The organism is Pradoshia sp. Z5_111 (genome assembly GCF_058267535.1).
The window spans coordinates 370,652-394,859 of the sequence record NZ_JBZCPQ010000003.1 but is presented as its reverse complement, the minus strand read 5'-3'; the positions used below and the strand labels follow the sequence as shown (position 1 = coordinate 394,859).

Annotated in this window: 24 protein-coding genes; 15 read left to right on the top strand and 9 right to left on the bottom strand. The window is 36.8% G+C overall.

From position 1 onward, the window contains the following. Positions 1 to 52: 52 nt before the first annotated feature. Positions 53 to 418: a YtxH domain-containing protein gene (locus AC4D4A_RS08915; RefSeq protein ID WP_490995566.1), complete on the bottom strand. Its 366-nt coding sequence runs from the start codon at positions 416 to 418 to the stop codon at positions 53 to 55. 258 nt (positions 419 to 676) lie between these two features. Here AC4D4A_RS08915 and yhzF point away from each other — a divergent pair, with 258 nt between their 5' ends. Further along, positions 677 to 862: a membrane protein YhzF gene (yhzF, locus tag AC4D4A_RS08910; RefSeq protein WP_490995565.1), complete on the top strand. Its 186-nt coding sequence runs from the start codon at positions 677 to 679 to the stop codon at positions 860 to 862. A 60-nt stretch (positions 863 to 922) separates the two neighbouring features. On the opposite strand, the gene AC4D4A_RS08905 is transcribed toward yhzF, so the two are convergent. Both AC4D4A_RS08905 and serC read right to left on the bottom strand, forming a co-directional pair. Next, positions 923 to 1,438, bottom strand: a complete 516-nt coding sequence (locus AC4D4A_RS08905) for a tryptophan transporter (RefSeq protein ID WP_490995564.1) — start codon at positions 1,436 to 1,438, stop codon at positions 923 to 925. 114 nt (positions 1,439 to 1,552) lie between these two features. Continuing rightward, on the bottom strand, positions 1,553 to 2,632 hold the full coding sequence (serC, locus tag AC4D4A_RS08900; protein WP_490995563.1) for a 3-phosphoserine/phosphohydroxythreonine transaminase: 1,080 nt from the start codon (positions 2,630 to 2,632) through the stop codon (positions 1,553 to 1,555). Between the two features lie 350 nt (positions 2,633 to 2,982). On the opposite strand from serC, the gene AC4D4A_RS08895 reads away from it, so the two are divergent. Next, entirely contained in the window at positions 2,983 to 3,969 is a 987-nt protein-coding gene (locus AC4D4A_RS08895; RefSeq protein WP_490995562.1) for an alpha/beta fold hydrolase, read from the top strand. 279 nt (positions 3,970 to 4,248) lie between these two features. On the opposite strand, the gene AC4D4A_RS08890 is transcribed toward AC4D4A_RS08895, so the two are convergent. Next, on the bottom strand, positions 4,249 to 5,115 hold the full coding sequence (locus AC4D4A_RS08890) for a glycosyltransferase family 8 protein (protein ID WP_490995561.1): 867 nt from the start codon (positions 5,113 to 5,115) through the stop codon (positions 4,249 to 4,251). Between the two features lie 327 nt (positions 5,116 to 5,442). Beyond that, positions 5,443 to 5,865 (bottom strand): HIT family protein, encoded by a 423-nt coding sequence (locus tag AC4D4A_RS08885; protein ID WP_490995560.1) that lies wholly within the window; start codon positions 5,863 to 5,865, stop codon positions 5,443 to 5,445. Between the two features lie 520 nt (positions 5,866 to 6,385). Here AC4D4A_RS08885 and AC4D4A_RS08880 point away from each other — a divergent pair. From AC4D4A_RS08880 to AC4D4A_RS08870, 3 genes are read left to right on the top strand one after another with little or no spacing between them, the layout of a single operon-like run. After that, entirely contained in the window at positions 6,386 to 7,126 is a 741-nt protein-coding gene (locus AC4D4A_RS08880) for an ABC transporter ATP-binding protein (protein ID WP_490995559.1), read from the top strand. Further along, positions 7,119 to 8,318: an ABC transporter permease gene (locus tag AC4D4A_RS08875; protein WP_490995558.1), complete on the top strand. Its 1,200-nt coding sequence runs from the start codon at positions 7,119 to 7,121 to the stop codon at positions 8,316 to 8,318. Before AC4D4A_RS08880 ends, AC4D4A_RS08875 begins: the two co-directional genes overlap by 8 nt. Before the next feature lie 19 nt (positions 8,319 to 8,337). Continuing rightward, on the top strand, positions 8,338 to 9,063 hold the full coding sequence (locus tag AC4D4A_RS08870) for an EcsC family protein (protein WP_490995557.1): 726 nt from the start codon (positions 8,338 to 8,340) through the stop codon (positions 9,061 to 9,063). 114 nt (positions 9,064 to 9,177) lie between these two features. Here the strand turns inward: AC4D4A_RS08870 and AC4D4A_RS08865 are convergent, their stop codons facing one another. Both AC4D4A_RS08865 and AC4D4A_RS08860 read right to left on the bottom strand, forming a co-directional pair. Then, on the bottom strand, positions 9,178 to 10,362 hold the full coding sequence (locus AC4D4A_RS08865; RefSeq protein ID WP_490995556.1) for a M20 metallopeptidase family protein: 1,185 nt from the start codon (positions 10,360 to 10,362) through the stop codon (positions 9,178 to 9,180). Between the two features lie 206 nt (positions 10,363 to 10,568). Next, on the bottom strand, positions 10,569 to 11,063 hold the full coding sequence (locus AC4D4A_RS08860; RefSeq protein WP_490995555.1) for an antibiotic biosynthesis monooxygenase: 495 nt from the start codon (positions 11,061 to 11,063) through the stop codon (positions 10,569 to 10,571). A gap of 288 nt (positions 11,064 to 11,351) precedes the next feature. Here AC4D4A_RS08860 and hemE point away from each other — a divergent pair, with 288 nt between their 5' ends. From hemE to AC4D4A_RS08840, 4 genes are all read left to right on the top strand, one after another. Then, on the top strand, positions 11,352 to 12,413 hold the full coding sequence (hemE, locus tag AC4D4A_RS08855) for a uroporphyrinogen decarboxylase (protein ID WP_490995554.1): 1,062 nt from the start codon (positions 11,352 to 11,354) through the stop codon (positions 12,411 to 12,413). Further along, positions 12,413 to 13,351: a ferrochelatase gene (gene hemH / locus AC4D4A_RS08850; protein WP_490995553.1), complete on the top strand. Its 939-nt coding sequence runs from the start codon at positions 12,413 to 12,415 to the stop codon at positions 13,349 to 13,351. The genes hemE and hemH overlap by 1 nt, the downstream gene beginning before the upstream one ends. 29 nt (positions 13,352 to 13,380) lie before the next feature. Next, the gene (gene hemY / locus AC4D4A_RS08845) at positions 13,381 to 14,814 is read left to right on the top strand and encodes a protoporphyrinogen oxidase (protein WP_490995552.1); all 1,434 of its coding nucleotides are present in this window, start codon (positions 13,381 to 13,383) and stop codon (positions 14,812 to 14,814) included. Between the two features lie 210 nt (positions 14,815 to 15,024). Next, a complete protein-coding gene (locus AC4D4A_RS08840; RefSeq protein ID WP_490995551.1) occupies positions 15,025 to 15,555 on the top strand; it encodes a GNAT family N-acetyltransferase in 531 nt (176 codons plus the stop codon). Between the two features lie 301 nt (positions 15,556 to 15,856). Here the strand turns inward: AC4D4A_RS08840 and AC4D4A_RS08835 are convergent, their stop codons facing one another. Together AC4D4A_RS08835 and yhfH are read right to left on the bottom strand one after the other, a co-directional pair. Beyond that, positions 15,857 to 15,991: a hypothetical protein gene (locus tag AC4D4A_RS08835; protein ID WP_257468976.1), complete on the bottom strand. Its 135-nt coding sequence runs from the start codon at positions 15,989 to 15,991 to the stop codon at positions 15,857 to 15,859. A gap of 994 nt (positions 15,992 to 16,985) precedes the next feature. Further along, positions 16,986 to 17,120 (bottom strand): protein YhfH, encoded by a 135-nt coding sequence (gene yhfH, locus AC4D4A_RS08830; protein WP_077247967.1) that lies wholly within the window; start codon positions 17,118 to 17,120, stop codon positions 16,986 to 16,988. A 347-nt stretch (positions 17,121 to 17,467) separates the two neighbouring features. Between yhfH and AC4D4A_RS08825 the strand changes: the two genes are divergently transcribed. The 6 genes from AC4D4A_RS08825 (at position 17,468) to AC4D4A_RS08800 (ending at position 24,164) form a co-directional block, all read left to right on the top strand. Next, positions 17,468 to 18,205, top strand: a complete 738-nt coding sequence (locus tag AC4D4A_RS08825) for an MBL fold metallo-hydrolase (protein WP_490995550.1) — start codon at positions 17,468 to 17,470, stop codon at positions 18,203 to 18,205. Positions 18,206 to 18,223: 18 nt separating this feature from the next. After that, a complete protein-coding gene (gene lplA, locus AC4D4A_RS08820; protein ID WP_490995549.1) occupies positions 18,224 to 19,213 on the top strand; it encodes a lipoate--protein ligase in 990 nt (329 codons plus the stop codon). A gap of 286 nt (positions 19,214 to 19,499) precedes the next feature. Continuing rightward, complete coding sequence (locus tag AC4D4A_RS08815; protein ID WP_490995548.1) at positions 19,500 to 21,053, top strand: fatty acid--CoA ligase family protein; 1,554 nt, start codon at positions 19,500 to 19,502, stop codon at positions 21,051 to 21,053. 269 nt (positions 21,054 to 21,322) lie between these two features. Beyond that, complete coding sequence (locus AC4D4A_RS08810) at positions 21,323 to 22,312, top strand: ABC transporter substrate-binding protein (protein WP_490995547.1); 990 nt, start codon at positions 21,323 to 21,325, stop codon at positions 22,310 to 22,312. Positions 22,313 to 22,357: 45 nt separating this feature from the next. Beyond that, positions 22,358 to 23,404, top strand: coding sequence for an ABC transporter permease (locus tag AC4D4A_RS08805; protein WP_490995546.1), 1,047 nt, complete (start codon positions 22,358 to 22,360; stop codon positions 23,402 to 23,404). After that, on the top strand, positions 23,370 to 24,164 hold the full coding sequence (locus tag AC4D4A_RS08800) for an ABC transporter ATP-binding protein (RefSeq protein WP_066101815.1): 795 nt from the start codon (positions 23,370 to 23,372) through the stop codon (positions 24,162 to 24,164). Before AC4D4A_RS08805 ends, AC4D4A_RS08800 begins: the two co-directional genes overlap by 35 nt. Positions 24,165 to 24,208: the final 44 nt, after the last annotated feature.

Below are 24,208 nucleotides of genomic sequence, written 5' to 3'. Positions count from 1 at the left end.
TGGTAATTTGCCAAATTTTTAGTTTTTTTACCGAGATTTTCTTGGCGCAGATTTATTTTGTAGTGAGCGGAGATATAGCTGTTTCAAGCTCCTGGATGGCTGTTTCAACATCATTAATTTGGACTTGAATAGCACTTGTGTGTGCCTGGCTGTCTTGTTTCCATTCTTCCAATGCTTCTTTTACACCTTTTACGAACGCTTGAATCTGTGTCTTGCTGACCGCGGTTGCAGAAACGGATTCTTTCTTTAACTGGACGATACTTCTTTTTACATCCTGAAGAAGGTCCATAGTCTCATCTTTCGATTGTTTAAGCTTCGATCGGAGCTCTTGTCCGGAAGAAGGCGCGCTTAACAATACAGAGACCCCAGCTACTGTAAAACCGGAAATAAAACCAATTAATAATGATTTTCCTTTCATTGCTATTCACCTCAATTTTATCTTTCCATAACAGATTTCTACATAAAGTTAAAATACCCTTTAAAATTATTCCTTATATTTAACAATTCCTTTTTTTATATTATTTTAAACGTAAAAAGCTATTTTCGGAAACTATTTTTGGAAAAAAATTCATTTGTTTTTAAGTTATCCCTTATTTTTAATCCAATATTATGTTATTTCATATAAATATTGATTGTGCATACAATTAGATAGGAAGATGAAAAGGAGGAGGAGGAAGTGTCATTATTTTTACTCATATTAATTCTCTTCAGTGGGTTTATAAGTATATTGTTTTACTCAATCATTTCTCTGGGAAAAGGAGGCGTATATCCAGCTAAACGTGTTCTAAAGAAGAGGATTCATATGAGTGGAATATGGGCTTCAATTCTTCTTTTGATATTAATCTTAATATGGAAGTTGTAGATAGTAGAGGAACGTAAAAAGAGGATGCTAACCTTTTATGGTTTGCATCCTCTTGTTCTATTAGTTAACTGCTATATTCGAACGTTTTAAAATGCCGCTGGCAATGGGGTGTATCAAGGCCATTACGACAGTATTCACAACTGTTGCAGGTAAGACTACGCCAGCTGCTAAAGCAAGAAATGGTCCGGGTAATCCAACGATCAAATAGGCTGATCCAAGAAATAGCATGCCGGATACCAGTGTACCTATAAAAGTCAGTACAAGTGAAAAGGCAAAGGTTTTGCCTAACTTTTGAACGATACTAAAAATAGCATATATTAGTAAAGCGGTGAAAAATTTATCAATCAGATTTGGAATTAATCCTCCAGGGAAAGTGGTGGTCAATCCGGATATGACCCCGGTTACGCTCCCTAACAGTATCGTGCTTTTTAAATCAGGAAATAAAAATATTCCAAGGAACATCATAATCAGCATAAGGTCTGGTTTCATCCCAAACACAATACCTGGCATGACAGTGTGCAATACAGTACCAATTCCAACAAGCAGTGATAAAGTCACCAAATTCTTCGTATTCACTTCTCATCTCTCCTATTCTAAGCTTATCTCATTTTCTTCTCCGATTGTGCACTCGTTGCCAACCGCGAAAAGGTTATATAGAGTATATCATCCATTAGCAAAATTTAACACATGTTAATGCTTATTTTTAAAATTATTCATGAAATCGGCCAGCTTTTGACAGTGCTCAATCGGAACTGCATTATAGATTGATGCCCTGCATCCCCCTATGGAACGGTGGCCTGCCAAACCGACAAAGCCGGCATTCTTGGACTCCTGAATGAATAGATCGGATAATTCTTTAGTGGGAAGAGTAAAGGTAATGTTCATGTTTGAACGGCTATCTTTCTCGGCATGGCCACTATAAAATCCATTACTCTTGTCTATTGTCTGATAAATGATTCCGGCTTTTTGTGAATTTATTTTTTCGATTTCGTCAACACCGCCTTTATCTTTTGTCCACTCAAGAACTAAGGACAATAAATAGATAGCCAAAGTCGGTGGCGTATTATATAAAGACTTTGAAGTCGCATAAGTTTCATAAGAGAGCATGGTTGGTAATTGCTGATGTTCTTTAATTAAGTCATCGCGGATAATCACAACTGTGACGCCAGATGGACCTAGGTTTTTTTGAGCACCTGCATAAATAAGTCCAAAATCAGTTATGTTTATTCGCCTGCTTAAAATGTCGCTGGACATATCCGCAATCAGAGGAACTGTATTTGTTTTGGGGAATTCCTGCCACTGAGTGCCGTAAATGGTATTATTACTGGTGATATGCAGATAGGCAGCATCAGGATTCAAAGAAATATTGTTATGTTCAGGAATTCGCTTATAATCTATATCCTTTGTGGAGGCAGCAATTTCTGTGTGTCCAATTTTACGAGCCTCTTTTAAAGCTTTTTCAGACCAGGATCCAGTCAAAATATAGCTTGCGCATTTATCGGGTGAAAGAAGATTCATAGGTACCATAGAAAATTGAAGACTAGCTCCGCCTTGTAAAAATAGTACTTCATAATTATCAGGAATATCAAATAGCTCTTTCAATAAGTGGGTAGCTTTTGAATGCACTTTGTCATATTCTTTACTGCGATGGCTCAATTCCATAACAGACATATGGCTGCCTTCAAAGTTCATCCACTCTAGTTTAGCCTTCAATAATACTTCTTCCGGTAATGCAGCAGGACCGGCATTAAAATTGTAAGCACGTGTCATGATTATTCCCCTTCCGATATCGCGATTCTTTACTTAATTCCCTATAATACTTTTCAGTACTAAAGTGAGTGAATTCCACCATATTCTACAACAAAAGGAGATAAAAATAAATAAATAATCAGACTATTAGGTTAATTGCAGGGGGGCGTGGAGATAACTTGTTAGGATCAACACAGGTTAATGGAATAAATTAAAACTCTAATATGGGAGATTCTATCTTGAGGGTTTTATGAAATTAGATGTAGAGTTTTATAAGGCTTAAGACTTATCTTAAAATACTTCTGAGGCTCATTTCTATTATCTTGTTCCTAACTTATGATTGATAAAAAGAAAGTGGGTCATAAAAAGTAATGAAGAAAACTAAAAAAAGATATCGAATTTGGATAGTTTTAAGAAATATTTTATTCTCCATTCTAGCAGCGTTTGTTATTTGGATTACCTTTAGTAATATTATGACAGTATATGAACAAACAAAATACCAACCCATAGGGGAAGTAGTTGAAGTGGATGGTGAAAATATACACATTTATACAAAGGGTGAGGGCGCTGACACAATCGTTTTATTAAGCGGGCTCGGAACAGCAGCACCAGCATTGGATTTTGACCCTTTAATAAATGAAATCTCAAAAAATAATAAAGTAGTAGTGGTAGAGCCGTTTGGATACGGATGGAGTGATATAACCAAAAAAGAACGGACAGTTGAAAATATTGTAGAGGAAATAAGAGTAGCCTTAAAAAAATCAAACATACAAGGCCCGTATATTCTGATGCCTCATTCAGTTTCAGGAATTTACAGTATGTATTTTGCTAATACATACCCAGAGGAAGTTAAAGGTATCATAGGAATCGACCCGACATTACCACATGCTTTAAAATATTTTAGTGAGGATGCACCTAAAATGCCTAAGTTTTTAAAATATCTGGCACCAACCGGAATCGCTAGATTAGCATTGTATATTAATTCTCAAGTTTTTTTACCTATTGCAGATGACGGCACCTATTCCGAAAAAAATTTAAAAATGACCAAGGCACTTTCCGCATGGAAGGGTTACAACAAAAACGTTGTTGCTGAAGCCAATGAAATAAAAGAAAATATTGATAAAACCGTTGATATGAAGTTACCATCTACTATTCCAGTCTTATTCTTTACAACGAAAGAAGAAAAAGGATTAGAGGATGGCAAGAATAACGTGTCTTTTTATCAGACACAATTAACTAATCATCCTGCTAGTAAAGTTGTAGTCTTACAGGGTCATCACTATCTTCATTGGACACGTTCTAAGGAAATGAACAAAGAAATTAATGAATTCACAAGTTCATTTTCTGTTGAGCAATAACAACATGCGAAGGCCATTGAAGGGGCTTTAACGGAATAAGGAATACAGTCGTTCTATATAGGGATGGCTGTTTTTATACCTCGCGTAGGAAATTGATAGTAATGTTTGAATTTTGACAAGCAATGAGGAGCATTTGATTTCTTGTCCTTAAACTATCTGGGCATTTTAGTTCAATAACAAGTACAGCCACTTCCTATATGGAGGTGGCTGTTTTCACACTCAGAAAAAATATTAAACAATAGCTACAATTCTTACGAAACAGCCTTTTAAATAAAAGCCTTATATTGGCTTACTCCTTAGAGAAGGCTGCATGATTTCTTGACCAATAGCGTATGCTCCACGAAATGCCATTTTATCATAGTGTTTATATAAAGCATGGAATCTACCGTTGTAGTTTTGTTTCCACGGCTTTTTCTTTCCACAAAAGTGGAGAAACACAGTGTGATGGATCACATAATCCATATCCATCTTATGATTGGACATTAATTTATAATAATTGTAATATCTGGCATCATAGTTATAAATCGTTTCTTCTAAATTTTTAATATATTTGGAGTAAAGTGCGTTTAATATATCCTGATCTGGCAAAATTAATTTTTTCTTATTCTCTTCTACAAATTTAAAAATCTCATCCTCGTTTATTACTTTTCGCTGTTCTTTTAAATTCATTAACAATACACCTGAATTATAATAAGCATCTATTTCATAGGGGGATAAACGGATTTGATTAATTCCTTTTACTGATATTTTATTATGACAGGCAGCAGCAAATAAATGATTGCCTAGGTCCATCTCATAAAGGTCATCAACAGAGTTTAGAACAAGAATATCCGGATCCAGGTACAGGATTCGGTCCAAATCTTTCGGTAGGAACTTGAAGGCCAATAATCGATAGTACATTTCTTTTGTATAATGCATTAAAACCGGTGCATCTTGAAAATGTCTATCATCCACCTGAATACTTATAAGCTCACTTCCATTTCTATGGACAAATTGTTCTAAGGAATGAATCTCTTCTGTTTTAATATCCGTATGCATAATAAAAATTTTAAAGGTTTTATGTGAGTTATTTAGGAACAAGGACTGAAGCATTACATTAAGGGGTTTTAAATAAGTGGAATTTAGCGTTACCAGTATATTAATCACTGTAAATCATCCTTCCAATTGCATTTATATAGGCTTTTAAGAAATACACCTTTTTTTCTGAACGATTATGTAACATCTACATCTAATAATAAAAATAAATAATATAAAAATAGTATAGTATATTTTTAAAATATTTCTCAAATCATTATTTCGACTTACTATACCGTTTTATTGTAATTCTAACAATTGAGTTAACAGTTATTTTCAAAAAACACCTGTATCTTAAAAGGAACATTGGTTGTTGAATGTATACTAATAAGACAGACAGCCTTCTTAGCTGTAAAATTACAAAATGGCTCCCCTATTGAAAGGAAGCCATTTTTCTTATTATTGTATATGTTGATTGATTGATGCAGCAATATTAGCGAGGTCTTCGCTCGTATATTCACTTGTATGTGTTTTCCAAACAGCGCCAAACCCATCGTTTTGTCCATAGCGTGGAATCAAGTGGATGTGGAAGTGAAATACGGATTGTCCAGCATGTTCCCCATTATTATTTAGAACATTCATACCAATCGGTTGATATTCCTGCTTCAAGGCACGAGTTATTTTTGGAACTGCCTGGAACACATGGCTTGCTATTTCAGGAGTTAATTCATAAACATTTTCTTTATGTATTTTTGGGATGACGAGAGTATGTCCCTTTGTGACCTGGCTTATATCCAAAAATGCCATCACATGCTCATCTTCGTATACTTTTGCGGAGGGAATATCACCTTTAATAATTTTACAAAATATACAATCTTCCATGGTTTACACCCTTTCTATTTATTGATTCATTATGTATTAGTGTAGCACAGAAAAAAACGGGAAAAAAGGAAAGGGACGCAACATATAATGTTACGCCCCTAAGTCCTCGAGGGGAAGCTTAATTCCTGGATATTCTTACAGATTCTTCTCTGACAATTACCCCAATCGTTTAGATGGAGCAATTTTGTCGTTTTCCCATGTTATGTCCAATGCAACCATCCCCTTAACACTTGGAATTATTGATCCCAATTTCAGGTTCTAGGCCTTTAGCGAACACCCCATTTTCAAAAGAAGTACACTGATCAAACCCTAGGTTAAAGCCTTACGTTATCGCGAACCAACACCCCATTTATCAATGAAGTAAAGTGAATGTTGTTCCCCTCTGATAATAGATTGCCCATGTTTTTTCCTAATATACATACGAAATGTCTAAAAAAGTTCCACATTTACTTTTAGCGTTTTCCGTTTTAGGAACCGTTTGTTACAATGATAGGGAGAAAAAGAAAAGGAGACTGTCTCTATGTCATTGCTTGAAATTAATCATATAACAGGAGGTTACACGAAAACACCTGTATTAAAAGACGTGAGTTTTGAAGTGAAACCCAATGAACTTGTCGCATTGATTGGATTAAATGGGGCAGGGAAATCAACGATCATCAAACATATTATTGGTTTAATGACACCGAAAAAAGGCGAAATCAAGATAAATGGAAGCCAGTTTAAGGATAATAAAGACAACTATCGCAAACAATTTTCATTTGTGCCTGAAACCCCTATCTTATATGAAGAACTGACTTTGGAAGAGCATTTAAAATTGACTGCCATGGCCTATGGTATAGAAGAATCTGTTTATCAAGAAAGAGTCGAAAAGTTATTAAAGGAATATCGAATGGAAAAAAGGCTGAAATGGTTTCCGGCCCACTTTTCCAAAGGGATGAAGCAAAAAGTAATGATCATGTGTGCCTTTCTTGCTGAGCCTTCTTTATATATTGTTGACGAACCATTTGTTGGGCTTGACCCGATTGCCATTCAATCCTTATTGGATATGATGAAGGATATGAAAAATCAGGGGGCGGGTATCTTAATGTCTACCCACATCCTGGCTACGGCTGAAAAATATTGTGACTCCTTTATCATTCTTCATGAAGGTGAGGTACGGGCTAAAGGGAATATTGAAGATTTACGCAATCAATTTAACATGCCTGGAGCTTCCCTGGATGATATCTATCTGCAATTGACAAAGGAAGATCGCCATGAATAGGGAAACATTGTGGAAGAACCGTTTTAATAACTATCTGAAGGAAACAACTAAATACTTGCGGTTCATATTTAATGGACATCTGGTCTTTGTAATGATTATTCTGCTGGGAGGAGCAGGTTTTTATTACAGTGAATGGCTTAAAACATTAAGTCCTGATTTTCCAACTGTATGGATTATGGCGATCCTCTTAGGATTAGTTACAACGATTAGTCCGGTTTCAACATTTTTCCGCGATCCGGACATAGTGTTCTTACTGCCAATCGAGTCAAAATTATCATCCTATATAAAAAAATCGATCATATTTAGCTTGGTTATGCAGGGCTATATTCTTATTATGGTTTTGGCTGTATTAATGCCAATGTATATGCAAACAATGCAAGAACAAACGGTATCCTTCTTGTGGATGCTACTATCTTTGTTAATTGTAAAGGGGATTAATCTTTGTTCGCGCTGGTTCGTTTTGTACTATAGGGAAAAAAGTGCGTCTTTCGTTGATGGATTAGTCCGTTTCGTCCTAAATGCTGCTTTTGTGTATTTTCTCGTTAAGAATGAGTCTTTTCTTTTTATGGGAATTGTCCTCCTTCTTTTAGGAGGGCTTTGCTTCTATTATTGGAAAAGCACAAGAGAGGAAAGTTTAAATTGGGAAAAGCTAATTGAGTTAGAGAATGGAAGAATGGCTGCATTTTATCGAGTAGCGAATTTGTTTACGGATGTTCCAAAATTACGTGAAAAAATCTCAGAGAGAAGATGGCTTGGTGGTGTTATCACTCTTCTTTCGGGTAAGTCAAACAATCCCTTCAGCTATTTATATGCCCGAACATTTGTAAGAGCGAATGACTATCTAGGTCTATTTGTGAGGTTAACTGTCATTGCGGCTGTTTTATTCCTGTTTACGGATCTGGGATGGGGAACATTATTTATCGCGATTCTCTTTTTATATATAACCGGTTTACAGCTCCTGCCAATCTGGCATCATCATGATCAAAAAATGGTGATGGATCTTTATCCGTTGCATACAGATTATAGAAGGAAGGCTGTTCTTAGACTGCTCATTACCGTTCTAGTTATTCAAAATTTAATTTTCTTTATAACGGTTCTGATTGGTGCAGGAGTTAAATTGGCAATTGTAACATTAGTAAGTGGTTTTGCGTTTATTTTCATTTTCAGACCGTATGCAATGAAAAAAATGTGAATGGCATTGGAGGTTTTGTATGTCATCTGAACGGTACGAGGAAAGAGCTAAGCAGGATTTGATGTTATGGAAGAAGAAAATCAGTGCTAAGCCAAGTATGGCAATGCGTATGTCCAAACAGGCTCAAACGGCAATTAATCAAAAGATACCTCAAAAAGTACATGATATGATTAGCTCTTCTATTAAAACAATGGTGGAGGGCGTATTGTACGGTTCAACCTATTTTAAGAAAGTAGACCATATAGGGAATTCACTCGAGGAAAAAGAAGAGCTGGCTCAATCTATGCTGAATAGATATAGAAGAACAGCAGTCATTGAAGGAGCGGGAACAGGGGCAGGAGGAATATTGCTTGGTCTATCGGACTTTCCGCTGCTTTTATCTATAAAAATAAAGTATCTATTTAGTATCTCTCAGCTTTATGGGTTTGACCCAAGAAAATGGGAGGAAAGGGTATTTATCCTGTTAGTATTCCAGCTTGCTTTTTCTTCTTTAGAAAAAAGGAAAGAGCTTCTCCCAGTGATTGAAGACTGGGAAAATAAAAAAGGATTGTACCAGGAAATTGATTGGCAAAGCTTTCAGCAGGAGTACCGGGATTCGATCGACTTTATAAAAATGATGCAGTTGGTACCAGGAATAGGCGCGATTGTAGGAGCCTGGGCCAATCATCAGCTGCTTGAACAATTGGGTGAAACGGCAAAACACGCCTATCAAATGAGATGGTTCACTGAAGAGGAAATGGGCTGAAAATAAAATTAGTAAGCTTAAAAACTGGCATCGATTAAAGATATGCCAGTTTTTTTCTGTTTTTCTCCTATTAAAATGCCGAAGCAGATAAAATTTACTGGTGGAAGTAAGGGGTTAGAAATAACGCCATTCTTGAAAACCGATAGCTGCACTGCCCAGGGTTTTGGCGGCAATTAACATGGCTTTCTCATTAAAATCGAATAAAGGATGGTGGTGTGGATAAGGGTGCTCCGTGTTCTCTGGAGCAGCACCTGTAAAAAACATAGCTCCTCTGACATGTTGAAGATAGTATGAGAAATCCTCTCCTACCATCAGCGGTGTAAGTTTTTTTATATTCTCGCATCCGACGATTTCGGTTGCCTTATATTCAATATAGTCAGTCTCTGATTGATGATTAATGGTTGGAGGATATCCTCTGAAGTACCTCAGTTCATATTGACAGTTATTTGCCAGGCAGACACCTTGAACAATTCGTTCAATTTCCTCAATGATTTGTTCTTGTATTTCTGATTCAAATGTTCGGACAGTACCTTCTAGAAAGGCTTTATCAGGAATGATATTAAAAGCTTCCCCCGCTTTAAATTTTCCGATTGTTAAAACGGCTGCATCCATTGGATCAATTCTTCGGCTCGTTATAGTTTGCAGGAGTGATACGATTTCCGACGCAATGACTAATGAGTCTCTAGAGGTATGAGGCTCTGCCCCATGACCACCCTGTCCGTATATGGTCACTTTAAACCGATCGGCATTGGCGGTGATCGGACCAGGGCTTATATAAATGGATCCAGTAGGGAATGGGGACCATAGATGTGTTCCAAAAATAGCATCTACACCTTCAAGACAGCCATCTTCAATCATAAAATTAGCCCCACCGGGAGCAAGCTCCTCTGCATGCTGATGTATAAAGACATATGTTCCTTCCAACTGATGCTGCATCTCTTTAATCGCTTTGGCCAATATAAGCAATAAAGCTGTGTGTCCGTCATGACCACAGGCATGCATAACTCCAGGGACTGTTGAACGGTATGAGACATTTTTTCCATCCTGGATGGGGAGGGCATCAAAATCTGCACGCAGGGCAACTGTTCTGCCAGGGGATTTACCATGTATGGTCGCCACAATCCCGCCGCCCCCAACATTACTTCGGATAGGGACATTTAATTCTTTATAAAAATTTTTTATGAATTGTACCGTTTTCTTTTCATGAAAGGAAAGCTCAGGGTGCTTATGCAAATAACGGCGAATGGCCACCATTTCTTTGAAATCATTTTCTAATCTTTGAAATAGCTCCTTTTCCATATAATCCCCCTAATAAAATGACATGGTTTCCTAGTATCCTTATTTACATAATTAACCATCATTAAACTAAATTTGGTAAAACTTCTATAAGATTAATAGATTGATATTTTAAAAAAAGGATAAACATTGATTAAGGGGCCAATATAGATGATAAGTCAGTCTAGTTATCATTATAGATATTTTTCAAATATGATAATGGCCTCCTCCTACTTGTTTTCTTCTTTGTAGGCATGGAAGGTGACTGTGTAAGGATTGCCTGTAAACAATACCTGTGTATTAAAAAGGCTGGACTTATTTAGGAATAGTGCACTTGTATCCCATTTTGCATAAGCCTGTTCGTTCTTCCAGTTTGTCAAAACAACATAGGTATCAGATTTGATAGGGCTAAGTATACGCATCGCATGGATCCCGGTTTCGTTATTGATCGACACCAATTTATTTTTTAGGTCAAATTCAAATGCAGGCCGATCTTCAATAGAAACAGGTATATTATATAGGGCATAAAATCCCTCTTGTTTAAGTAAACCGAATCCATCCAAAACTTCGAACTTTCTTGCTGAGGAGAAGATTGTTTTCTGATCCGTTTCATGGATCAGAGCGGCTGTTTTAGGATTGTTCAACAAAATAAGAGGTAAATTTACTCGTTTATCTTGTATCCTTTTTAAAAAGCTGAAGGTTCCGGTCGTCATATAGAAGTTCATTGTTTGCCCCCTGATTAGATATTTTAGTATAATGGAGTCGTTAGTTAATAGTAATTATTCTAATTTGTAACATTTTATTTTACCCATAACTAGTTAAGTCATAACTTAAATTGCCGTTAGGTAAAGAGTATTTAACTATAATGGTTAAAATTAAGTCTATTTTTTGACAATTTTTTCACGATTATATACAACGAAAGGCTGAAAGGATATAGTTGTTATTGATGCCTAAACGATGTAATTCAGGAAAAAAATATAAAATATATAGTAAAAAAGAGGGGCGGAGCGGCTTTGAGACAAAAATTCAATGATACCTTCCTAAAAGCAATTAATAAAGAGAAGGTGGATCATACTCCAGTATGGTATATGAGACAGGCGGGAAGATCTCAGCCTGAATACCGAAAAATTAAAGAAAAATATTCCTTATTTGAAATTACTCATCAACCTGAATTAGCAGCCTATGTAACTCGACTACCAGTTGAACAATACGATGTAGATGCAGCTATTCTATATAAAGATATTATGTCTCCGCTGCCTGGAATTGGTGTACAGGTTGACATTAAATCAGGAATTGGTCCGGTTATCGACAATCCAATTCAATCATTAGCCGATGTCGAAAAGCTTGGTGAATTAAATCCAGAAGAAGATGTTCCATATATTCTCGATACGATTAAATTATTGACTGAAGAACAATTATCCGTCCCGTTAATCGGATTTTCAGGAGCTCCTTTCACAATCGCAAGTTACATGATTGAAGGCGGTCCTTCTAAGAATTATACAAAAACAAAAGCATTTATGTATACCGAACCAAAGGCATGGTTTGCATTAATGGATAAGCTGGCAGATACCATTATTATTTATGTGAAAGCTCAAGTAAAAGCAGGAGCAAAAGCAATTCAAATATTTGATTCATGGGTCGGTGCCTTAAATGTTCAAGACTATCAATACTATATTAAACCAATTATGAATCGAATATTCACAGAACTTAGGGAAATGCGAGTTCCGTTAATTATGTTCGGTGTGGGAGCAAGCCATTTGGCTAAGGAATGGAATAGCCTTCCACTTGATGTTGTCGGTCTTGACTGGAGACTGTCCATTACTGAAGCAAGAAATATCGGAATAAACAAAACAGTAATGGGAAATCTGGACCCGGCATTGCTTACTTCATCCTGGGATGCCATTGAGAAGAAAGCAAAAGAGATTATCGAACAGGGATTACAGGAACCAGGTCATGTATTTAACCTTGGACATGGGGTCTTCCCAGAGGTAAATCCTGAAGTTTTAAAACGCCTGACTGCATTTATACATGAATATTCTGCAACTATCATTACATCAAAAGGAGAGGCTGAATAATGGCACATACAAAGAAAAAAATTGGTTTATTAGTAATGGCATACGGTACACCTTATAAGGAAGAAGATATTGAGCGTTATTATACACATATTCGTCACGGAAGAAAGCCGTCTGAAGAAATGCTTGAAGATTTGACTTCAAGATATCGTGCGATCGGCGGAATTTCACCGCTAGGAAAGACAACGGAAGATCAGGCAGCTCATTTGGAAGCAGCTCTAAATAAAGTACAGGATCAATATGAATTTGTAGCTTATGTAGGTTTGAAGCATATTGAGCCATTTATTGAAGATGCTGTTGAAAAAATGCATGCTGACGGGATCACGGAGGCAGTCAGCATTGTGCTTGCACCTCATTATTCCACTTTCAGCATTAAATCATATAATGGACGTGCAAAAGATGTTGCTGATAAATTTGGCATGAAAATTACTTCAGTTGAAAGCTGGTACAAAGAACCAAACTTCATTAAATATTGGGTTGACCATGTTAAAGAAACATTTAATCAAATGACTCCTGAGGAAAGATCAGCAGCGGTATTAATCGTATCTGCTCATAGTCTGCCAGAAAAAATTAAACAACTTGGCGATCCATATGAAGAGCAGTTAGCAGAAACTGCAAAAATGATTGCTGAAGGAGCGGGTGTTGAAAACTATGCGGTTGGCTGGCAGAGTGCCGGAAATACACCTGATCCATGGCTTGGACCGGATGTTCAGGATTTGACAAGAGATCTTTATGAACAACATGGATATAAAGCATTTGTATATACACCGGTTGGCTTTGTGGCTGAGCATTTGGAAGTTCTTTATGACAATGATTATGAATGTAAGGTGGTTACGGATGAGATAGGAGCAACATATTATCGCCCTGCCATGCCGAATACGCATCCTGATTTCATCAATGCCATGGTAGATGCCGTTATGAAAAAATTAGAGCTTAACTGATAACCAACAATGAAAAGAAGGCGATAAAATTGGATTCAATGAAACAAAATATTGCAATCATTGGTGGTGGAATCGCGGGTCTTACGGCAGCCTATTACCTTGATAAAAAAGTGAAGGAAGACAATCTTCCATATAATGTGATTCTAATAGAGTCTACAACTAGGCTTGGCGGCAAAATGCAAACAGTAGAACGTGACGGTTTTGTCATTGAAAGAGGCCCGGATTCATTCTTGGCTCGAAAGAAGAGCATGACGGAATTGGCGAAAGAAGTAGGTCTCGAAAGTACGATTGTTCCAAACTCAACAGGGAAATCTTATATTCTCGTAAAGGATAATCTTCATCCAATTCCGGGTGGATCGGTCATGGGGATTCCTACGGAGATAGGTCCGTTTATTACCACGGGGCTGTTTTCTCTATCAGGTAAAATGAGAGCAGCCATGGATTTTGTCCTGCCGCGTTCCAAAGAACAAGGCGATCAGCCATTAGGGAAATTTTTAAGGCGTCGCCTTGGGGATGAGGTCGTGGAGAATTTGGTAGAACCTCTTCTTTCAGGAATTTATGCAGGAGACCTCGATAAGTTAAGCACGATGTCTACGTTTCCCGATATGCTTAAATTGGAGAAGAAATACAGAAGTATCGTGTTGGGTACCAAAAAGAACCGTCCTAAAACAACAGTATCTAAAGATAATAAAGCAGTCGGAGATAACAAAATTGGTATATTCCGAACCTTTAATAAAGGGCTGCAATCCCTGACGGATGCCATTGAAGCAAAGCTTCCATCAAATCAAATCCTTAAAGGCACGAGAGTTGATGGAATTATTAAAACAAGTGAAGGATATATGCTGACATTAAATAATGGGGATCGGTTACCTGTCATTTCAGCTATATTGGCGACTCCCCATCAGGCTGTTCCGCAAATGCTACCGGAATACGACATGTTTGAGCCGTTCAAGAAAATACCTTCCACATCAGTGGCGACGGTGTCAATGGCATTTGATGCAAGCGCGATTAAAGAGGATATTGATGGGACAGGTTTCCTTGTATCAAGAAACAGTGATTACACCATTACGGCTTGTACATGGACCCACAAAAAATGGCCGCATACTACACCTGATGGCAAGGTTTTACTGCGCTGTTATGTAGGAAGAGCCGGTGATGAGGTAGTCGTAGACTTATCAGACGGTGAAATTGAACAAATCGTATTGGATGATTTAAACAGAATCATGCAAATTACTGAAAAACCGGATTTCACCATCGTCACTCGCTGGAATGAAGGGATGCCTCAGTACGAAGTCGGTCATTTAGAACGTTTAAAAACGATTAAGGAAAGAATGGACAAGGAGCTTCCAGGAATTTATTTGGCCGGAGCATCCTATAATGGGATTGGAATGCCTGACTGTATTGATCAGGGAATCGCAGCCATGAATCAGGTCCTTACATTTATTGAAGAAAAAAATCTATAACTTTACAAAATAAATCCGATTAATTCCTCTTTTATGAAGAAGTATTAATCGGATTTTTTGTATCTTTTTTATTGGGCTCTGTTTTCTAGATATTGTTGCTAATAAACCACTATCGGAGGAAGGATTAGCTGGATAGCTAGCTAATTGCAGGAATTTGTCCATAAGGAAACGAATTACCTATCTATTATGACCTATAAGCGAGGAATATTTATGCTATTTCAAAATGGTAATCTAAAGGTTCATAGATTAGACATAAAGGATAAATATCTATTGGTAAAATGGCTCTCAAACCCAACGGTTCTTGAATTTTATGAGGGTAGAGACAACCCATTTGATTTAGAAAAAGTTGAAAAATCTTTTTATCCACCTGAAGATAGTGAAGTAAGATGTATTGTGGAAATTGATGAAACCGAAATTGGGTATATTCAATTTTATCAATTGGATGATGACACAAAAAATGACTATGGATTTTTTGGAGAAAAAGTTTTTGGTACTGACCAATTTATTGGGGAAGTAGATTATTGGAATAAAGGGATTGGAACATTACTTGTATCATCTATGGTTTATTTTTTAACTGAAGAAAAGGATGCTGAAAGAGTAGTGATGGACCCTCAATTAAGAAATACAAGGGCTATCAGATGCTATGAAAAATGCGGATTTAAAAAAGTTAAAATACTGCCTAAGAATGAACGGCACGAAGGAAAATTTCAGGACTGTTGGTTAATGGAGTACCATAAATAATTTTCTCCTTCAACTATGTGGGGTATTGATCCAAGACGGATTAACGCCCTTTTATAATACGAAGGACAGTTTAGTTCAAAGGGGATTTTATTAATATCAGTGAATACATTAGATAATTCTATAGTGGTTAATTAAAATAGAGATAACGCAGGCGATTGCAAATAAGGTGTCGCACCCGAGGAGTTAGTTTTACTCTAACTTTTCGGATATGGCACCAAAATAGTCTCTTTTTATTAAGCTATTAGTAATAACCTCTACGAACAGCATTTTGTTTTATAAAAAAGAATCAGCTGAAAAATATTTAATTCTCTTTCAATGCTGCGTCCTCAAGATCATGTGAAGATTGTATTAATTTTGTTAAATAGATATTACCTGCCGTTTCACCGATTATTAATAGTATGATAAAAAATATAAAGGCCAGCATCCAGGTTATCATATTCAATCACTCCTTAGCTTCTGAAGTATTATATATGAGTCCTATTACAGCTTTATACCCACATTCAGAAGGAGGCAATCACCTTGAATAATAAAATTGGAGATATGACGATGATTCAATCCCTAGCGGCAACGGGGGAGAACAGATAGCTGTGTAAAAACATAGGCTGTCTATTATTTAGAAGGGATTGCATTTTAGAACCTAGTTATTTCTTATCTAAATACAATGAAAACAGTCTAATAACGAAGAAACGCTCAAATGATGTGAACCACCGTTTGAGCGTTTCTTTATAAAGACTGTTTTCATAGAGATTGCTGTTATTGTTACTATTAATCTGAGATGTAAAGGAAGGGCTATACTTGTTATCAACAAACGCTACATCCATGATAGGAATAAAAGATATAGAATTATTTCATTAATGTTTCCCCTGTTAAAATTTTATATAGGTCTGTTGAATCTTGCTTTGATAATTTTATATATTTATCGCTATCGGTAACTATCTCTATATTTTCATTATTAGAGCTAATCCATAGTAGATAGGATGCTAATTTTTCGGAGCTATCTTTATTATTCTTGGAGCGTTTTTAGGACTTATTACAATAGCAAATGGAATTCTTATAGTGTTGATTGGAATTATAAGATAGATTATTGTCTTTTTTCAAAGGGGAGATTAACAATTCTTTCTTCTATAGAACCGAAATTCGAATTGATAAAGGGTTTAAAGCAGAAGCAGACCATTGTTTAGCTATATGTTGAAAAGTTAACATCAATAAAGGATTTCTTACTATAGGAACTCTTATCAAGTGAATTTATAAATGAATGATCTATTTATGTTTTCTTTAAAAATAACCTAAAAAATAACCAGCCATATATAATTGGCTGGTTTTTTGCAAATCGCAAAATAGAGGGAATTTAAAAAATCAGGGACTGTATGAATACAGTCGATATGAGCACCCCAGGATTAAAGGGGATTGCTGCTAACATTATTTAAAGACTATTCAGATACATGACGCAGGCATTTATCACAGACGATTCCGTAGCATTCGTGCTGTTCTTCAATGTTTTCACCGCATTCTGAACATTTCTTAGGGGGCAAATTTCTGAAGAATTCCATAACGTTTCGTACCATGTTTAAAACCTCCGTTTTTAATTGATTTATAACAGATAATCCATTTTCGAATCTGTTATATAACTGCTTGATAATGTCATTGTATTATAACAGATATGGAAAGTCAACACTGTTTTAAGACAATTTTGAAAAAGATGAAAAAATAGGCTAATTGTTATATATTGAGTGTGAAGCTATATTAGATTTTGCGAAGTCATAACCATGAAATTGGTTATAATTGCATGCAATTAGTGGAAAAGGACAGATTATGAGAAAGAACGATAGGAATTTTATAGCTTATAGATTTCGTTACAGCCATTTGCCAACAAACAATATAAAGTTAGATTGATTTTTAATGGGGGGATAAAATGCGTTTAACGGTTATCGGGTTTTGGGGCGGCTATCCTGGGAAGAAAGAAGCCAGTTCGGGTTATTTGATTGAGCATGAGGGATTTAAATTGCTCCTTGATTGTGGAAGCGGAGTATTATCTCAGTTACAGGAATACATAAGACCAGGTGATTTGGACGCCGTTCTTTTATCACATTTTCATACAGATCATATTGCAGACATAGGGGTCCTGCAGCATGCTTTGTTAATCGATCAAATGGTAGGGATTGAAAAAGAGCCATTGCCTATATATGCTCACACGGAAGATAAAGCTGCAGATGATACTCTGACATATAAAAGCCAGACTGTATGGGAACCTATTGTGGAAGGGACATCTGTTCAAATTGGTCCTTTCCATGTTAAGGCACTTATGACGAAGCATTCCGTTCCATGCTATGCTTATGTTATTGAAGCAGGGGGCAAAAGATTGGCTTATACGGCAGATACGGCCTATTTTCCTGAACTCGTACCTTTTTTCAGGGATGCGAATGTTTTACTATGCGAGTGCAATTTTTATGAGGGCATGGATATGGCTGAAAGGGCCGGCCATTTAACCAGCATTCAAGCCGGAGAAATAGCCAGGGATGCAGCAGTTCAAACCTTAATCTTGACCCATTTGCCGCACTTCGGGAATCAGAATGATCTGGTAAAGCAAGCCGCAAAAGTATATAAGGGTGAGATTGATTTAGCCAGGACTGGTTTACAAATTTATATTTAATTTTAGGGGGATTGAGTAATGCTATTTTTAGATAATAGAGGAATAACAGATCCACGTATTAATTTGGCAATTGAGGAGTATGCATTAAAACATTTGGATATTGATGAATCATATTTATTATTTTATATTAATCAGCCATCCATTATTATTGGGAAGAACCAAAATACAATTGAGGAAATCAACAGTGATTATGTAGAAGAGAACGATATTATTGTTGTCCGCAGACTTTCCGGCGGTGGAGCGGTTTATCATGATCTCGGAAATTTGAACTATAGCTTCATCACAAAAGATGACGGTGAAAGCTTCCATAATTATAAGAGGTTCACTGAACCTGTGGTGGAAGCATTGAAGGAATTAGGCGTAAATGCTGAGTTAAGCGGTCGTAATGATTTAGTAGTGGGAGAACGCAAAATTTCAGGAAATGCTCAATTTGCCACTAAGGGAAGAATGTTCAGCCATGGTACATTAATGCTTTCCAGTGAAATTGAAAATGTGGTTTCGGCCTTAAAGGTAAAAGAAGATAAAATTAAATCAAAAGGAATAAAATCCATTCGCTCAAGAGTTGCCAATATTTCCGAGTTCCTGTCTGACCCATTGACTATGGAAGAATTCCGCCAAAAGCTACTTGAACATATTTTTGGTGGACTCGAGAATGTACAAGAATATCAATGGACTGATGAAGACTGGAAAAAAATTATGGAAATCTCTGAAGAACGTTATCAACAATGGGATTGGAATTATGGAAAATCACCTAAGTTTAATATTCAGCATTCTCATCGTTTCCCAGTTGGACAAATAGATGTTCGCTTAGAGGTAGCTAAAGGTAAAATTGAGGAATGTAAAATATTTGGTGACTTCTTTGGAGTGGGTGATGTAGAAGAAATCCAAGAACGATTAGTTGGTGTTAGATTTTCAAAATCTGAACTTGAAAATGCATTGAAAGATGTGAATATCAGTCATTATTTTGGCAATATCACAAACGAGGATTTTGTTAATCTTTTATATTAAATAAAAAGTGAAGATACTTTCTATCAAAAAGCTTCTAATGGGTTTAAACCGTTAGAAGCTTTTTATTTATACAAATAACTATATCAATAAAAATACGATATTTTTGTGAAAACATATAGGTTATAGGTATATATTCCTGTTCAGGAGCATTTTGACTGTAGAATTACTGAATCCAAGATTTGGAATAAATAGTTGCTTATACCTAGTTCTTTTTCTATAATAAAAATTGGGTGTATTTAGAATATTTTAACAAAACTTACACCTTTCTAACAGGGGAGGGAATAATATGAATTTATCAACCCAACTTCTAGAAACGGCAGAAAAGTTTAAAACAAAACCAGCTTATATTTTTATGGATCAGGAAACGAGTTATGCTGAATTGAATGCAGCTGTTACCCGTTTTGCTGATGGTCTTCAGAGTTTAGGGGTAAACAAAGGAGATAATGTTGCTCTATTATTGAGTAATTCACCGCATTTCATAATTGGTTTATATGGATTAATGAGATTGGGTGCAACGGCTATCCCGATTAATCCAACGTATACACCAGATGAAATAGCCTACATATTGAAAAATGGTGATGTAAAAGCAGTAATCACATTGGATTTGCTGATTCCTATGTTTGATAAGATGAGAAAGATACTGCCAGATATTAATCATGTGATTGTTTGTCCGTCCGGTACAGGACCAGATGAATTGCCTCAAAACCTATCTATCAGCGACAAAATGAAACCGTTTACAGATATACTCAAAATTGCTACCGGACAATTTTCTGCCCCGAAAGTGGAGGAAGATGACACCGCCCTTATTTTGTACACCTCAGGGACGACCGGTAAACCAAAGGGTGCTATGCTTACGCATAAAAATCTCTATAGTAATGCCCGGGATGTAGCAGATTACTTACAGATCAATGAAGATGACCGTGTTATTACGGTGCTGCCAATGTTCCATGTATTTTGTTTAACGGTTTCTTTAAATGCGCCACTAATAAATGGAGGTACATTAATCATCCTGCCTAAATTCAGTCCACAAGAAGTGTTCAGAGTGGCCGAGAAATATGAAGTAACCCTTTTCGCAGGTGTGCCTACTATGTTCAATTATCTATTGCAATATCCCGAGGCTAATCAAGATAGCTTTAAAACTCTCAGGTTCTGTATTTCCGGAGGTTCAGCTATGCCGGTTGCGTTATTAACAAATTTCGAGAAGAAATTTAATGTTATTGTGTCAGAGGGATATGGTCTTTCAGAAGCATCTCCAGTTACCTGTTTTAACCCAATTGATCGCCCTAGAAAGCCTGGCTCTATTGGAAAATCCATCATTCATGTTGAGAATAAAGTCGTAAATGAATTGGGTGAAGAGGTTCCAGCGGGTGAAGTTGGGGAATTGATTGTTAAAGGTCCAAATGTCATGAAGGGCTATTATAAAATGCCAGAAGAAACTGCAGCTACCATTAAGGATGGTTGGTTATATACTGGTGACTTAGCTCGTGCAGATGATGAAGAATATTTTTATATTGTTGATCGGAAAAAAGACATGGTTATTGTCGGTGGCTTTAATGTTTATCCTAGGGAAGTTGAAGAAGTTTTATTTGCACACCCCGAAGTATCGGAGGTAGCTGTAATAGGGGCTCCGGATCCGAATCTTGGAGAAGTCATCCGATGTTTTGTAGTATCCAAAAGCCTAGATTTAACGGAAGAGCAATTAATCAACTATTGCCATGAGCATTTAGCAAAATATAAAGTACCTACATCGATTGAATTTATGGAGGAGCTTCCTAAAAATACGACAGGTAAGATTTTACGCAGAGCTTTAAGAAATACTGTGCTGCAGCAAACAAAATAGAAGAACGAACTTTGGACCCGCAGTGATGCGGGAATTTTTTTTGCTTAATCCGTATTTATCTATCATTTTTATGGGTCTTATCCTGCTAAAACTAATCAACCTACTCACCTAGCTAAAAAACAGCATATTATAGTTTAAGTTTCAATTTTTACAGATATGCCACCGATTATTGTCTGAATATTCTATATTATTTATTGCAATTCTAAAATTTTCAGGCTATAATTTAACGAATAAAAGCATAAAAGCGATAAAGGGTGGGGGAGCATATCATGAAATGGAAAAGTTTATTGGCAAGTATAGCTGTAATATCAACCATTGCACTTGCAGGCTGTGGTTCAGATGAAAAATCGTCCGGCGAAGGTGAGAAAAATGGAGAAGGAAAACAGTATACAGTAGGGATTTCTCAATTTGTTGAACATCCATCGCTTGATGAGGCCACAAAGGGATTTAAAAAGGCTCTTGAGGATTCTGGGTTGTCCATTAAATATGATGAACAGAATGCTCAGGGGGAGTTAAATAATAATCAAACGATTGCTACTAATTTAGTGAGTGAAAAAGTCGATTTAATCTTTGCTAATGCTACTCCAAGTGCTCAAACTGCAGCCAATGCTACAAAGGATATACCGATTGTATTTACATCTGTTACAGATCCAGTAGGGGCAAAATTGGTATCCAGCATGGAAGCACCGGATAAAAATGTGACGGGAACAACAGATACTCACCCTGATGCGATCCCTAATACAGTGAAGTTGATAAAAGAAATGGGCTATACGAAAATAGGAACGATTTATAATGCCGGTGAGCAAAATTCGGAGGTTCAGGTCAAAACTGTTGAAGATGAAGCAAAGAAAAATGGAGTGTCTGTTGAAAAGGTTTCTGTTGCAAACACTTCTGAAGTAAAGCAAGCTGCAGATTCTTTGGTGGGTAGAGTAGATGCTATTTATATCATTACAGATAATACAGTTGTATCCGCACTCGAGTCTGTGATCCAGGTTGCAGAAAAAGAAAGTATTCCTTTATTTGTTGGAGAATTGGATTCAGTCAAAAGAGGTGGCTTTGCAGCATATGGCTTCAATTATTATGATATCGGCTATCAGGCGGGGGAACAAGCTGTGCAATTACTGAAGGGTGAAAAAGAGGTGAAGGACTTGCCTGTTGAAGCACCGAATGATTTGAAATTAGTTATTAATAAATCAGCCGCTGAAAAAATGAAAATAGATCTTACTAAAATTAAAGAGGAAGCTGAATTTCTGGAATAAGGTTCTTCAGCCGTAATTAATCCAAACAGAAAGGAAGGTTAATACGTGTTTGCATCTGTTTTTGGTTCGGTGGAAGCCGGCATTATTTATAGCATTATGGCCTTAGGTGTTTACTTATCATTTCGAATTCTTAACTTTCCTGATATGACAGTGGACGGTAGCTTTGTAACAGGGGCGGCCGTCACTTCCATTTTAATTACAGGCGGAACAAGTCCTATCCTTGCAACGTTTTCGGCGATATTTGTTGGTTTCTTCGTAGGAATAATCACGGGGTTATTGCATACAAAAGGGAAGATTAATCCTCTCTTATCGGGAATTTTAATGATGATTGCCTTATATTCTATTAATCTAAGAATTCTTGGTAAGCCAAATGTTTCCTTATTATCAGAGGATACAATTTTTACTCAGCTTGGTACATGGTGGGCAAGTCTTGGGATTGACGACTGGATCGCATCACTCTTCACAAGCATTGGATTAGAAGGCTATGTTCCGCATACATGGTCTATCGTATTACCGATGATGTTATTTGTTATCGTAGGCAAGATGTTGCTGGATGCATTTTTGAAAACAGAGATAGGCCTTGCCATTCGAGGAACTGGAGATAATGAGCAAATGGTGCGCAGCTTTTCGGTTCATACAGATATGACGAAAATGCTGGGACTTGGAATTGCCAATGCGCTGGTCGCTTTATCAGGAGCTTTTGTTGCACAGTATATTGGATCTGCTGATGTCGGAATGGGGATTGGAATGATTGTCATTGGGCTTGCATCCGTTATTATCGGGGAAGCAGTCTTCGGGTCCAAATCCATAGCGAGAGCTACCCTAGCAGTTATTGGCGGTGCGATTTTATATCGATTGGTTGTAGCCTTTGCCCTTAAAGTGGAGTTTCTTGAAGCGGGAGATATGAAACTAATTACGGCTGTAATTGTTATTATTGCTTTGCTTATTCCAAAATGGATAGACAGTACGAAAAAATCCCGGAAAAGACGCAATCGAATGAAAGTCTTGAATGCTGTAGCAGTTAAACCTAGTATAAATGAGAATGGGGGAGAGCAGCTTGCTGCAACTAAGTCAGATATTAAAAGTGTTTAATGAAGGCTCTCCTGATGAAAAAATGGCATTAAATCAGATTAATCTTGAATTGAAGCAAGGGGATTTTGTGACGGTAATTGGAAGTAATGGAGCGGGTAAATCCACACTTATGAATTTAATTTCAGGGAAAATCCTGCCTGATTCAGGAAAAATCATCCTTAACGGAACCGATTTGACGTATGCGGGGGAACACCGCCGTGCCCGAAAAATAGGAAGGGTCTTTCAGGATCCTCTGGCAGGTACTGCTCCGACGATGACAATCGAAGAAAACCTGGCCATTGCCTATGCAAGAACAAAAAGAGCAGGGCTCAGTTTCGGAGTTACAAATAAGCGCAGACTGTTTTTTAAAGAAAAACTAGAGGAGCTTCATTTAGGTTTGGAGAACCGATTATCTGCGAAGGTCGGCTTGTTATCAGGAGGGGAAAGACAGGCGCTATCCTTATTAATGGCTACTTTTACAGAGCCGGATATACTCCTCCTTGATGAGCATACTGCAGCACTCGATCCATCACGGGCTCAGCTTATAACCGAGCTTACGAAAAAAATCGTAAAAGAACATAAATTGACAACCTTAATGGTAACCCACAATATGCAGCAGGCCCTTGATTTGGGCAATCGATTAATCATGATGGATAGCGGTGAAATTATTTATGAAGCAGATCAAAACTCTAAACAAACGTTAACCATTGATCAGTTATTGAATGAATTCCAAAAACTAAAACGGAATACGCAAATTTCTGATAGGAGCTTGTTGGGATAATAGATGTATAGGAGTAAACAAACAGAAACAGCAAGCATTATGCT

What these genes read in the sequence shown, in the direction of transcription:
- AC4D4A_RS08915 (WP_490995566.1), bottom strand. Translation starts at nt 418, where the DNA reads ATGAAAGGAAAATCATTATTAATTGGTTTTATTTCCGGTTTTACAGTA.
- serC (WP_490995563.1), bottom strand. Translation starts at nt 2,632, where the DNA reads ATGACACGTGCTTACAATTTTAATGCCGGTCCTGCTGCATTACCGGAA.
- AC4D4A_RS08895 (WP_490995562.1), top strand. Translation starts at nt 2,983, where the DNA reads ATGAAGAAAACTAAAAAAAGATATCGAATTTGGATAGTTTTAAGAAAT.
- AC4D4A_RS08885 (WP_490995560.1), bottom strand. Translation starts at nt 5,865, where the DNA reads ATGGAAGATTGTATATTTTGTAAAATTATTAAAGGTGATATTCCCTCC.
- AC4D4A_RS08880 (WP_490995559.1), top strand. Translation starts at nt 6,386, where the DNA reads ATGTCATTGCTTGAAATTAATCATATAACAGGAGGTTACACGAAAACA.
- AC4D4A_RS08875 (WP_490995558.1), top strand. Translation starts at nt 7,119, where the DNA reads ATGAATAGGGAAACATTGTGGAAGAACCGTTTTAATAACTATCTGAAG.
- AC4D4A_RS08870 (WP_490995557.1), top strand. Translation starts at nt 8,338, where the DNA reads ATGTCATCTGAACGGTACGAGGAAAGAGCTAAGCAGGATTTGATGTTA.
- AC4D4A_RS08865 (WP_490995556.1), bottom strand. Translation starts at nt 10,362, where the DNA reads ATGGAAAAGGAGCTATTTCAAAGATTAGAAAATGATTTCAAAGAAATG.
- AC4D4A_RS08860 (WP_490995555.1), bottom strand. Translation starts at nt 11,063, where the DNA reads ATGAACTTCTATATGACGACCGGAACCTTCAGCTTTTTAAAAAGGATA.
- hemH (WP_490995553.1), top strand. Translation starts at nt 12,413, where the DNA reads ATGGCACATACAAAGAAAAAAATTGGTTTATTAGTAATGGCATACGGT.
- AC4D4A_RS08840 (WP_490995551.1), top strand. Translation starts at nt 15,025, where the DNA reads ATGCTATTTCAAAATGGTAATCTAAAGGTTCATAGATTAGACATAAAG.
- AC4D4A_RS08835 (WP_257468976.1), bottom strand. Translation starts at nt 15,991, where the DNA reads ATGATAACCTGGATGCTGGCCTTTATATTTTTTATCATACTATTAATA.
- yhfH (WP_077247967.1), bottom strand. Translation starts at nt 17,120, where the DNA reads ATGGTACGAAACGTTATGGAATTCTTCAGAAATTTGCCCCCTAAGAAA.
- AC4D4A_RS08825 (WP_490995550.1), top strand. Translation starts at nt 17,468, where the DNA reads ATGCGTTTAACGGTTATCGGGTTTTGGGGCGGCTATCCTGGGAAGAAA.
- lplA (WP_490995549.1), top strand. Translation starts at nt 18,224, where the DNA reads ATGCTATTTTTAGATAATAGAGGAATAACAGATCCACGTATTAATTTG.
- AC4D4A_RS08815 (WP_490995548.1), top strand. Translation starts at nt 19,500, where the DNA reads ATGAATTTATCAACCCAACTTCTAGAAACGGCAGAAAAGTTTAAAACA.
- AC4D4A_RS08810 (WP_490995547.1), top strand. Translation starts at nt 21,323, where the DNA reads ATGAAATGGAAAAGTTTATTGGCAAGTATAGCTGTAATATCAACCATT.